This window comes from Neobacillus sp. DHD-1R (genome assembly GCF_057747995.1).
Genome location: NZ_CM173232.1, coordinates 2,642,420 through 2,655,029 on the forward strand (window position 1 = coordinate 2,642,420; position 12,610 = coordinate 2,655,029).

General features: G+C 37.5%; 11 protein-coding genes. All 11 read left to right on the forward strand.

Annotated elements, in window-relative coordinates; genetic code table 11:
* The first annotated feature begins 52 nt into the window (after positions 1–52).
* The 11 genes from AC3ANL_RS12760 to AC3ANL_RS12810 all read left to right on the forward strand — a co-directional run bounded on the left by AC3ANL_RS12760 (position 53) and on the right by AC3ANL_RS12810 (position 12,502).
* Entirely contained in the window at positions 53–1,267 is a 1,215-nt protein-coding gene (locus AC3ANL_RS12760) for an acyl-CoA dehydrogenase family protein (RefSeq protein ID WP_488329572.1), read from the forward strand.
* Positions 1,242–2,300 (forward strand): phosphotransferase family protein, encoded by a 1,059-nt coding sequence (locus AC3ANL_RS12765; protein ID WP_488329573.1) that lies wholly within the window; start codon positions 1,242–1,244, stop codon positions 2,298–2,300. Before AC3ANL_RS12760 ends, AC3ANL_RS12765 begins: the two co-directional genes overlap by 26 nt.
* Before the next feature lie 46 nt (positions 2,301–2,346).
* Complete coding sequence (locus tag AC3ANL_RS12770; protein WP_488329574.1) at positions 2,347–3,495, forward strand: acyl-CoA dehydrogenase family protein; 1,149 nt, start codon at positions 2,347–2,349, stop codon at positions 3,493–3,495.
* A gap of 480 nt (positions 3,496–3,975) precedes the next feature.
* A complete protein-coding gene (locus AC3ANL_RS12775) occupies positions 3,976–5,322 on the forward strand; it encodes an acyclic terpene utilization AtuA family protein (protein WP_488329575.1) in 1,347 nt (448 codons plus the stop codon).
* Between the two features lie 9 nt (positions 5,323–5,331).
* Positions 5,332–5,652: an AtuA-related protein gene (locus AC3ANL_RS12780; protein WP_488329720.1), complete on the forward strand. Its 321-nt coding sequence runs from the start codon at positions 5,332–5,334 to the stop codon at positions 5,650–5,652.
* 99 nt (positions 5,653–5,751) lie between these two features.
* Positions 5,752–6,942 (forward strand): acyl-CoA dehydrogenase family protein, encoded by a 1,191-nt coding sequence (locus tag AC3ANL_RS12785; protein ID WP_488329576.1) that lies wholly within the window; start codon positions 5,752–5,754, stop codon positions 6,940–6,942.
* A 53-nt stretch (positions 6,943–6,995) separates the two neighbouring features.
* Positions 6,996–7,499, forward strand: a complete 504-nt coding sequence (locus AC3ANL_RS12790) for a MaoC family dehydratase (RefSeq protein WP_488329577.1) — start codon at positions 6,996–6,998, stop codon at positions 7,497–7,499.
* 27 nt (positions 7,500–7,526) lie between these two features.
* Positions 7,527–7,976: a hotdog family protein gene (locus tag AC3ANL_RS12795; protein ID WP_488329578.1), complete on the forward strand. Its 450-nt coding sequence runs from the start codon at positions 7,527–7,529 to the stop codon at positions 7,974–7,976.
* Positions 7,977–8,161: 185 nt separating this feature from the next.
* On the forward strand, positions 8,162–10,144 hold the full coding sequence (locus AC3ANL_RS12800; RefSeq protein WP_488329579.1) for a TRAP transporter permease: 1,983 nt from the start codon (positions 8,162–8,164) through the stop codon (positions 10,142–10,144).
* 14 nt (positions 10,145–10,158) lie between these two features.
* Positions 10,159–11,163, forward strand: a complete 1,005-nt coding sequence (locus AC3ANL_RS12805; protein WP_488329580.1) for a TAXI family TRAP transporter solute-binding subunit — start codon at positions 10,159–10,161, stop codon at positions 11,161–11,163.
* Positions 11,164–11,224: 61 nt separating this feature from the next.
* A complete protein-coding gene (locus AC3ANL_RS12810; RefSeq protein ID WP_488329581.1) occupies positions 11,225–12,502 on the forward strand; it encodes a CaiB/BaiF CoA transferase family protein in 1,278 nt (425 codons plus the stop codon).
* The last annotated feature ends 108 nt before the right edge of the window (positions 12,503–12,610 follow it).

Here is a 12,610-nt window from a genome sequence, read left to right on the forward strand (position 1 = left end):
TATTACGATTATTTGAAATAAGAAAATGTGTTCAAGAAGGAGTGAAAAAGAAGTGTTTAATTTTATGGAAAACGAAGAACAACAAAAAATGATAGATGTTGCAAATGAAATTATGAAAAAGTATGTGTTCCCAAATGAGAAATACATGATTCCACATAGAGGTTTACCAGCGGAAATATTAAAACCATTGCAACAAATCGTAAAAGAAAAGGGTTTATGGGCCGCGCATCTTCCTAAGGAATTTGGAGGAATGGGAAATGGATTTGTATCTCTTGGTTTACTTTCAGAAGTAATCGGACAAAGCCCGATTGGCCCTTATATTTTCGGGTCAATGGCCCCGGATGCGGGAAATGGAGAAATATTATTTCACGCTGCAACAGCGGAACAAAAGGAAAAATATCTTAGACCTTTAGCTAATGGGGATATTCGTTCGTGTTTTGGAATGACCGAGCCGGAAGTGTCAGGTTCAGACCCGAGAACGCTGCAAGGGACAGCGGTTAAAGATGGAAATGAATGGGTTATCAAAGCTCATAAATGGTTTACCACTGGCGCAGTTGGCTCGGCATTCTGTATCGCTATGGTGGTAACAGACCCAGAGGCAGAACCGCATCGCCGAACCAGTCTATTCATCGTCGAAACAGATAATCCAGGATTTGAAATAATCCGGGAAGTTCCGGTTTTGGGTGATCACTATCCAGGAGGACACTGTGAGGTTCGATTTAATGAATGCCGCATCTCTGAAGAAAATATGCTTGGGAAGCGAGGGGAAGGATTTAAATTAGCACAGCTGCGACTTGGTCCTGGAAGAATCACACATGCGATGAGGTGGTTAGGAGTTGCACGACGTTCATTAAATGAAATGCTTCACTACACATTAAATAAAAAAGATGGAGGAAAGACACTTGCAGACTCGCAAATAATCCAGAATTATATTGCAGACTCTGAAGCAGAAATCCAAGCGTCTAGGCTGTTAACCCTACAAGCTGCATGGAAATTGGATCAAGGTTCCCAAGCACGTAAAGAAATTTCCATAATCAAATTCTATGGTGCACAAGTATTGAATAATGTTATTGATCGGGCAATTCAGGTACTCGGAACATATGGACTAACGCAAAATACACCTCTTGAAGGTCTTTATCGTGAAGCAAGGGCAGCCCGAATTTATGACGGAGCAGACGAAGTTCATCGAATGGTAGTGGCGAAACAAGTCTTAAGAGAATTCAAAGAAAGGGAGGTTCCACATGAACCAGCAGCAATTTCAAAATAAACAACAAGTTGATCAGGTAAACTGGCTGGTTCTTGAAACATACCTCCGCAGTAAAAAACTGGTAGAAAGTAATGCTCCACTTCAAATAGAACCATTTTCAGCTGGATATTCTAATTTAACCTACTTAATAAGCATAGGAGAATGGAAGGCTGTTTTAAGAAGACCCCCTTTTGGTCCATTACCGCCTAAAGCACATGACATGAAAAGGGAATTTGATATCCTTAACAAACTTAACCCTTTTTTTTCGCTTGCTCCAAAGCCATACCTTTACTGTGAAGACCCAGGCATCATGGACCGACATTTTTATGTGATGGAAAAGAAAGATGGCGTTGTCATTGATGCTTCGCTGCCTAAGGACTTTGCTGAGAATCCAAGAACCGGCCAGCTCGTTTCGAACACAGTAATTGATACACTTCACCAATTACATGAGGTGGATTATAAGGAAGCAGGCCTTGAAACGATTGGATATCCTGAGGGTTATTTGAGTCGACAAGTCCATGGTTGGATTAAGAGATACCAAAACTGTAAAACCGATGACATTAATGGAGTTGAAACCCTGGAGAAGTGGTTAATCAATCATATTCCCATATCACCTGAGCCAACCATCGTCCATAATGATTTTAAGTTAAATAACATGCTGTTTTCCTCGCAAAATCCTGGAGAGATAGTAGGTTTATTTGACTGGGAATTAAGTACAATTGGGGATCCATTAACAGATTTAGCAGTGATGTTAGCCTACTGGAAAGAAGCGGGAGAAGCTGACACCGGGTTAACCTCCGTTACAACAGCACCAGGGTTTGCATCGAGAAAGGAAATGTTAGAGAAATACGCAAAAAAGAGTGGAAGGGATATTAGTCATATTGATTTTTATTTGAGCTTCGCTTTTTATAAAATTGCTGTTATTCTTCAACAAATATATTATCGTTGGAAAATCGGAGAAGCAAAGGATGAGCGATTTAGCAAATTAAATAAAGGTATTGAAAATTTGATGAAACAGGCAATGAAAGCACAACGAAAGGAAATTCTACTTTAAAAATAATGGAAGTGCTTAAAAATGAAAGTTAAAGGGTGAGGATATCATGAAAGAGGTACTAATGGAAAAAGAATTATCCATTTTAAAAAATACTGTAAAATCATTCGTAAAAGAGAATGTCATACCTTTAGAAAAATCGCAAAAGGGATACGTAAAAGAGCTATCAAAAAAAGAGCTGGTTTCAATACAAGAAAAGGCAAAGCAAGCAGGATTACATGCATTAGGAGCAAAGAAAGAATGGGGAGGCGCAGACTTATCGTTATATAGCAGGACTATAATCTATGAGGAGGCTGCCCAACACCGACTTGGTCTTTATCACCCTGTCATGGATGGCTTTGGTGCCGAATTGCCAAGCCTTTTGGAAAATTGTTCACCCAGTCAGATTGAGATCTACGTAAAACCCACTGTTTGTCAGGGAAAAGGGTGTTTTATAGCTCTTTGGGAAGAACATGAAGATAACCAAATTGATAAAATTACTTGTTCTGCGGTAAAGAGTGGGGACGATTGGATAATAAATGGTCATAAGTCCTATATTCAAAAAATGGATCAATCAGGTTTTGGGATTATCCTTGTAAACTGCCAAGAAGTGAACGGCACACAAATGCCTACGATATTTATTCTTGAGCTAAATGATCCATTTGAGAAGAAGGACACGATTCTTATCGATGTCCAAAAATACGATAACCTCACCTTTAAGGATTTTAGAATCAAGGATACCAGAAGAATTGGTAAAGTTGGAGAAGGAGCAAGCTTGATAAAGAAGTGGTTAGCAGAATCACAAATTCTATTAAGTGCACGGTGTTTAGGCATTTCTATAAAAGCACTCGATTACGCACAGGAATACGCGAAAATGCGAATAACAAGAGGGAAAACCTTATCTGAGTTTCCAAGTATTCGGACTATGATTGCAAATGGGTTTGTGACTCTGAATGCAGCGAGATTAATGGTTCATGATGCTGCTATTAAAATGGATAATGGAGAGAATGATGGAGCCATTGCTGCGCAAATGGCGAAGTTGTTCGCAACTGAAACTGCTGCAAAAATCATTGATGATTGTTTACAAATTCACGGAGGTGCAGGGTTTGCTGGTGATCTCCCGATTGAACGATGGTATAAAGAAATTAGACTTGCAAGATTGGATTTGCTAAAGAAAGAAACGATTATTGAAAATATTGCGCGGAGTATAAATTTATAGGTTTTTAATTTAATATGTCAATATTTTATTTAAGGAAACTTCCGTATTTCCTTTAGTGTACCAATTAAACAAAGTGAAAGATGGGAGCAGTGTATTTAAAGAGTTAATAGAATATACAAAAAAATGCTAGATATCTAAAATGGAACAATAGAAGTCATTCCCGTTGAGAGCTGGATTAGCTTAACAGATGGGAATGGCTTTTTTCATTTACTTGATAACTAAATAAGTTGGTTAATCAAGAGCAAAGTAAATGTACAAAAATATAAAAGGGTTTATATAATGTGAATTTTTAAAAAATTCTAAATTTAATATTGACTCGTATTGTTAAATATTATAATATTTAAAACAAATATTATAATATTTTGTTTTCTCATAAGTACCCGTTTTATTTTACCCGAGTTTATGAAGTACGAGTTTAGATTTAGTTTTTGATCCATACCGTAAACGAAAAGCAATTTACTATTAATTTGAGGTGAGTGAATGAAAACGATTTGTATAGGGGCAGGTACAGGATTTTATGGAGACACGATTAGACCTGCGATTCAGAGTGTGCGAGAAGGTAATTTAGATTACCTATGTTTTGATGCTTTAGCTGAATTAACAATGGCCATTTTGCAAAAAGATAAACAAAGGAACCCAGAGATGGGTTACACAAAAGATTTAGAACCTATGATGCGCCAATTGCTCCCGTTGTGTGCAGAAAAAGGTGTAAAGCTTTTAACGAATGCTGGAGGAATTAATCCAATTGGGGCGAAAAAAGTAGTGGACAGAGTGATTGAAGAACTTGGGCTTGACTTAAAAGTTGCTGTTGTAATTGGCGACGACTTAATGAATGGTTTGGAAGATTTAAAGAGAGATGGATTACTAGTTAACATGCAAAACGGGGAAACGTTTCATCCAGAAGAACATGAAATATCTTTTTTCAATGCCTATTTAGGTGCTCGCCCAATAGTAGAAGCGCTTAAAAAGGGTGCTGATATTGTTATTACAGGAAGGACAACTGATTCCGCACAGTTTGCTGCACCACTTATATATGAATTTAATTGGGAATGGGATGATTGGGATCGTCTGGCGCGTGCGATGACAATTGGTCATTTAATGGAATGCTCTGCCCAATCAACTGGGGGAAATTTTAGTGGAGATTGGCGATCACTTGATTTGGTGAATATTGGATACCCAATCGCTACAGTAGATGAAAATGGGGAGGCAATCATGACCAAAACTCCTAATTCTGGTGGTTTAGTCAGTAAAGATACGTTAAAAGAACAACTGTTATACGAGGTACATGATCCCTATAACTACATTCTTCCAGATGTTATTGTGAATCTAGCGGATACTCAATTTGAGGAAATTGGGAAAGATGAGGTGCGGATCTCTGGAACAACTGGAAAGCCAGCACCAGATACTTACAAAGCACTGATTGGCTATGCGAATGGGTATATTGGCGAAGCTAGTCTAGGATACGTGTGGCCAGATGCTTTAGAGAAGGCAAAAAAGGCCGCAGAAATAGTAGTTGAACAAATGAATCAAGAAAATATTCAATATGATGACATTCATATTTCTTATATCGGATACAATTCTTTCCATGGACCGCTAGCAGAGCAAGATCCAAATTTAAATGAGGTAGATTTACGGATTGCTATTCATACAAAAACAGCGAAAGAAGCAGCACGTTTGGGTCGATTAGTTCCACCTTTAGGCTTAAATGGGCCTCCCTTCTCTGGAGGAATGAGTGGAATGAAAAAGCCTAGAGCATTACTAGGAATATGTCCAATCTTAGTTCCGAAAGAAAAGGTCGATAATCGTGTTCGTGTGGAGGGATTGTAAGTGAAACTAATGTTGAAAGACTTGATACAAGTTCGTTGCGGCGACAAAGGAAATGATTCCGATATTAGTATTTTTGCACCAAATGAAAAAATCTATGAAATCCTAAAAAAAGAAATAACAGCTGAACGGGTGAAGAACCTTTACGGAAAATTAGTTCAGGGAGAAGTTCTTCGGTATGAAGTTCCTAACGTATTAGCGTTAAAATTTCATTTAAAAGAAGCACTAGGAGGCGGAGGACCCTCTTCTCTTCGTAGAGACCATCAAGGAAAAACAATGGGGGCGATCATGTTAAAAATTGAAATTGAAGTGGATAAAGAATGTGTCAAGTAAAGCCAAGGTAAGGTGAATCAATAGGTTGGCTAATTGGTTGTTTTCCATGAATAATCCTAAGATGTGTGTGTAAATCAAGTAAATATTGGGGTGGTAAAGATGCAAAACAAGGTTGAAAAAAATCTAAACTATGACGGTTTTATTCTGTCTGATGAATTACAAATGTTGCGGCAAACAGTTCGGAATTTTATTCAAAAAGAAGTGATCCCATTAGAAAAAGAAATGGATTATGATGATTATAACTTGCCAAGTGATAAGTTAGAAGCTTTACAGGAAAAAGCGAAAAAAGCCGGATTATGGGCGTTAAGTGTTCCTAAAAAGTATGGAGGAGCTGGTCTTAGTCTATTTGAATTGGCAATTGTGGCAGAAGAGTCTTCTGCTCACCGCAGTGGGGCTTATAATCCTGCTTTAAATGCTTTTGGCAATGAGCCTCCTTACATTTTGTATAAGGGAACAGAGGATCAAATTATACGGTATGTATTACCAACTATCGAAGGTAAAAAGAAGTCGTTTATCGGTATATCGGAACCAGGAGGGGGATCCGACCCAGCACGAACGATTCAAACGAGAGCTGTTAAAAAAGGAAATAAATGGATTTTAAATGGGCAAAAAATATTTATTTCTGGAGCCGATACAGCTGATTACGGAATTGTGTTTGCTCGCACGGGGGAAGGAAGAAATGGTATTACCGCCTTTATTGTCGACAGTGATACGCCGGGACTCACCTATCGAGCCATTCCTGTTATCCGGTCCTGGTATCCTTGTGAAGTATTTTTGGAAGATGTAGAAGTCCCAGAAGAAAATGTTCTTGGTGAAGTTGGTCTTGGGTTTATACTAGCACAAGATTGGCTTGTCTATAATCGTATACCATATTCGGCAGGGTGTGTTGGCATTGCTAATGCAGCGTTACGCGAAGCCATAAATTATGCGAATATTCGAAAAGTACACAAGAGTACGTTAGCTGATAAACAAGCGATCCAATGGATGATTGCGGATTCAGAAATTGAATTACGTGCAGCTAGATGGCTGGTATATGAAGCAGCTTGGAAAGCGGATCAAGGAAAAGATGCCCGTTTTGAGGTTTCTAGTGCAAAGTTATACGCAACAGAGACTGCAGGAAGAGTAATTGATCGAGTTGTCCAAATTTTTGGAGGGATGGGACTAACGAAGGAATTTCCATTTGAACGTTGGTATAGGGAGTTAAGGATAAAACGAATTGGAGAAGGTCCTTCAGAGGTACATCGGATGGTAGTTGCAAGAGACTTGCTTAGCGGAAAAGTAAAGTTATAAGATAGAAAATTCACTTCAAAAAAAGAGTTATTTTATAAAAAGGAGATTTTGATATGTCAACAAAAATAGAGGAATTGGTTTCATATTTTCGCACCCTAATAGGTTCAAAAAAAGTACAATTACTTGGTGAAGTGAGTTCATTAGAGATTCAAAGATATGCGTTAGCCATTGGCGATCCTAATCCTCTTTACCATGATAAAGAATATGCCCAGAAACATGGATACAAAGATATTATTGCTCCGCAAAATTTAATCGCATCTATCATTGAATGGGGGAGAGGGCTTGAAGAAGAACATCTCCACCGCGATGGTATGCCAATACAAGGATTTTTGCCCAAAGATTTTGAGGGAATCAAAATTATGGGAGGAGGTGAAAAGAAGAAATTTTTTAAGCCCTTAGTTGCAGGAACGGCAGTTACTCTCATTAACGAAATAACCAATACGTATACAAAGGAAGGTAAGAAAGGTCTTGTCGCCTTTTTAGAAGAAACTAATACGTATAAGGATGAGCATGATGATGTTATCTGCGTGTCTACACGTACGATCATTGCACGATAAAATCATGTATTTAGGGAGGTTTTTGAAGTGAGTGTAAAGTCATACGAGAAATATAAGACACCATTTTATGAAGATGTAGAAATAGGTTATAAATTACCGCCACTAATAAAAACACCAACAACTTTACAAATATTTAGATATAGTGCGATAACATGGAATACACATCGGATCCACTATGATTTAAAATATGCGAATGAAGAGGGATATCCAGATGTATTAGTGCAATCCCATTTACATGGAGCATTTTTAACGCAATTATGCACTGATTGGATGGGGGTATACGGGGAACTGAAAAGCATGGAGTTAAGTGTCCGAAGATATGCTATTCCTGGAGATACGTTAACTTGTCAGGGAGAAGTTGTAAACAAGGATATTGTCAATGGGGAAGGACTTCTTACTCTTGAATTAAAAGAGGTAAACCAAAAAGGAGAAATCTGCGTTCCTGCTACCGCCGTCGTTAAGCTGCCGCTAAAATAATAAAGTAATGAAAAACAATAATTTATCTTTTATTCTTTGTAGCTCTTATTTAGCTACGAACATTCTTTTCGCTTAGTAATCAGATCAAAAAATCTGCCCTTCTTATTAAATGACAGCGCTTTCCTAATCGCATTCGGATAGGTATGGGAAAAGATTTCCATGCTATATGAAAGGAGTAATCATTCGTGCAAAAAAGGGAAATAAAACCAAATGAAGAAGGAATGGTGGAGTTAGTAAAACCCACACTCCGTTTTCGAAGTTTCTCTAAATATGGAGGGCGTTTATTATCTGCTTTCATGATTGTCTATACTCTGTATTTTATCTATGCTGCTGGTGTTGAACCTCTACCAGGTATTGAGCACCGAGCTATTTATTTAACCGGAGCTTTAGTATTTACTTTACTTTTGTATCCAGTATCGTTGCGTTTAAAAAATAACCGATGGGCTTTAGGAATTGACTTGTTGTTAGCGATTATCACAATTATCGCAGGGATATACGTATTCTCCTCTTTCCAAAACTACAATGTGCGTGTAGGTTTGGAACCAACCATGGGAGATTTAGTATTCGGTTTGTTGGCAATTTTTGTTATGTTTGAGGTTGCACGCAGGGTTGCCGGATGGGGATTTGTTGTCATCGTGTTACTTTTTGTTGGATATGCAGTATTTGGTATGTCTCTGCCAGAACCTTTTACTCATTCTGGTTATAATATACCAAGATTTATTGCTACCTTCTTTTTATCTACAAATGGGCCATTTGGTCAAATTACCGGGATTGCTGCTGACTATATATTTCTCTTCATTATCTTTGCAGCTTTTATTCGTTTAACGGGAATTGCAGAATTTTTTCATGATTTGGCGTTAGCATTTTTCGGAAAATGGCGCGGGGGTGCAGGGAAGATTGCTGTAGTAGCAAGTTCTCTTATGGGAATGTTAACGGGCAGCAGCATTGCTAATGTAGCAAGTGTCGGTTCTATTACGATACCAATGATGATTAGGACGGGATTTAAAAGAGTGTTCGCTGCAGGGGTGGAAGCATGCAGCAGCTTAGGATCTCAAATTATGCCGCCTATTATGGGAAGTACAGTTTTTATCATGATGGAAATATTAGGGATGTCCTATTGGGATATTGCCAAGTCCAGCTTTCTTGTTGGGATCCTTTTCTATGTTAGTTTATTTTTTATGATTGATTTGGAGTCAGCAAAAGAGAATTTAAGCGGAGTAAAAGAAGAAAATATACCCAAATTAAAAATGGTAATAAAAAATGGTTGGTACAATTTAATTCCGATCATCGTTTTGCTCTATATGATTGCCGTAGCTGGAGTTTCTCCCGCTCGTGCAGGATTCTGGGGAATCATATCCTGTATAGCCGTAATGTTCATCTTTAAACGATCTGATAGTTTTGTGGAAAAAGTAATAAAAGTGAAAGATGCAATGATATCTGGTGCACGGGACTCTCTTGTTATTGGCGGTATCGTGGCTTTGGCTAGTTTAATAGCAGGTATTATATCTGTCAGTGGATTGGGTCTGCACCTTTCTAATATTTTGATAGAACTTTCAAATGGAAACTTGTTCATCTTATTGTTAATCACAGCTGTAGTATCGATTATTCTAGGAACTGGAGTACCGATATTAGTAGCATATTCTGTATTAGCCGTCATAATAGCTCCAACGTTAATTAGTATGGGTGTTAATCCTTTGGCTGCTCATTTATTCATTTTCTATTTTGGAGTGATATCGGGAATATCACCACCTTCGGCTCCAGATGCTTTTGTAGCTGCCGGGATTGCCCAGGCACCACCGTTTAGAGTAGCCTGGTCTGCTATGCGGATTGCAAATGTACTATATATTGTACCTTTCTTATTTGTCTATAACGATGTTCTTTTACTAAATGGGAACATGTTTGAGGTACTAATTGCATTTATTACAGCAGTGATCGGAACATATTGTATGGCAAGTTCACTACAAGGTGTAATCTTATACAAATCTCTTATCCAATGGTGGGAACGTTTATTGATGGCTGGATGTGGTATTTTGTTAATTGTACCAGATAATAAATTAAGTTTAGTAGGATTGTTCATTCTTATTATCATTCACCGCCGCCACTTTGTAAGAAATAGGAAAATCGTGTATGAAAATACGAATAAAGAAACGAAAAGTGTGATCAATTAAAGGGGGTAATACGATTGTTTAGAAAAAGAATAAAAGCAGTTTGTTTAATAATAGGTTTTACGTTGCTTCTTTTTGGGTGTAGCAATCAAACTTCCAGCAATTCTAGCAAAATCTCTTCGCTTCTTATTGGTACTGGAGGAGAAGGAGGATCCTATTTTTACATTGGTAATGGAATGGCGGATGTATTCAATAAAAAGGTAACGAATGTGAAAGTTTCTGCCCAAGCTACAGGTGGGGGAATAGAGAATCTACGCCGAATCAGCAGCGGGGATATGGATTTAGGATTAGTCACTTCAAGTGATATTGCTTCTACATTAGAAGATGGTACGGTTGATGTGTCAAAAATCAAATTATTAACATCAGGTCATGTTAACATCAGACACGTTGTAGTTCGAAAAGATTCAGGCATTACTTCCATGGAACAACTTTTTACTAAAGGGAAAAAAATTGGTACAGGTGCTCCAGGAAGTGCGATTAGAAAAGATGTTGAAACACTTCTTTCAGTTTTTGATTTAACTTTTAAGGATATTCATGAAGCTCAATTATCTTCAAGTGAACAGGCAAATGCCCTTAAAGATAACACAATTGACGGAGGTGAATTAGTTGGAGGATTGCCGACTGCATCTGTCTCAGATGTTTCTACTTCTGTAGGTATCAATATACTTCCTGTAACCGATGAAATGATAGAAGGTATTAAAAAAATACAGCCTGACGTATTCCCAATCGAAATACCAGGAGGGACGTATAAAGGTATAGATGAATCAATTCAGACAATGGGTACCCCAGCATATCTTGTTGCCCGAGCAGATTTAGAAGATGATTTAGTATACGATTTGATCAAGAATTTACAAGAAAATACAAGTACCGTGGCTAAAGTTCACCCGAGTGGATCAGAGTACACGATTGAAAATGCGTTTCGTGGAGCAGATTACGTAGCTAATCAATTGAAATTGAAATATCATCCAGGTGCTATAAAATGGTTTAAAGAAAACAATAAATGGACTGGGGAATTTGAATAAGAGCAAAGGTGAAAAATACATTCAAATTACCTAGGACTTGCAATTGACTTGATAAAATAACTTGTTATTTTTATCAAGTAAATTGCAAGGTTTAAAAAACTTTTTGAAGGAGAAGAATATGCAGAATAATGGCGTACTTTCAGGTATAAAAGTTATTGAGTTTACCCATTGGCTAGCGGGTCCTTATTGTGGAAATATACTTTCTGACTTTGGGGCTGATGTAATTAAAATAGAATCTTTAAAAGGGGAACAAGTTCGTCAGACAAATGAAGATAAGGACTATCTATATTGTGCTTTTAATCATGGGAAGAGAGGAATATCTATAGATTTAAAAATGGATCTAGGTAGAAAAATAGCCTTGGATTTGATTAAAGAAGCAGATGTAATAATAGAAAATTTCCGCCCAGGAGTTATGGATAAACTTGCACTAGGTTATGAGGAAGTTTCTAAAATAAATCCAAGAATCATTTATTGCAGTATTTCAGCATTTGGAAATACTCCTGGTTACGTAAATAGACCTGGAATGGATCCGATTGTTCAGGGGATGGGGGCTGTCATGAGTATGACCGGACAAGATGAAAACTCCCCTCCTCTTCTTCCTGGAATTCCGATAGCCGATAATTCAACCGCTTTTGTGGCCTTTGGAGCTATTTCCGCTGCTCTTTATGAACGGGAAAAAAGTGGGGCAGGACAAAAAATTGAATTAAACCTCATTGACATGATGGTATTGAATCTTTCTACTCGTTATGGGCAGTACTTAACTACCGGAGAAAATCCTAAGCCTTTAGGAAATCAACATTCTCAAGTTTTTCCCTATCAAGCATTTCCGACAAAAGATGGCTGGATGACCGCGGGGGCCCAAACTGAAGTGGCCTGGGAAAGCTTTTGTCATCTTATTGGTCGTAAGGATTTACTCCAACTTAAAGAATACAGCACGAATGCAAATCGAATAAAGCATCGGAAAGAATTGACAGAGATATTAAATAATGTTTTTTTTGAAAAAACAACCGATGAATGGTGCGACATATTTAAAGGAGAAAATATATTATTTGGCCCAATTTGGGGAATTCATGAATTAATTCATAGTGATTTAATTCAAGATCATAACATTATTGTTGAAGTTGAACACCCACATTTAGGAAGTATTCCACTTATTCAAACACCTGTTAAATATTCACGGTCAAGGGTACAACTTCAACCAATTCTTCATATGGTTGGCGAACATACGAAAGAAATTTTAGAAGAATTGGGGTACGATCAAGAAACAATTAATAAATTAGCGATTAACAAAACAATAAAAATCGCAGAAGATAAGGTTCAACAGGTAAATAAAATATGAATTGCCTATCTAAAACAAATTTAATTTTTGGTGAAATATGTTAATATAAATCTAGCTATATTCTAATATAAAATATTCTCTTATCAAAGGAAAGAGGCTGGTTTCTAT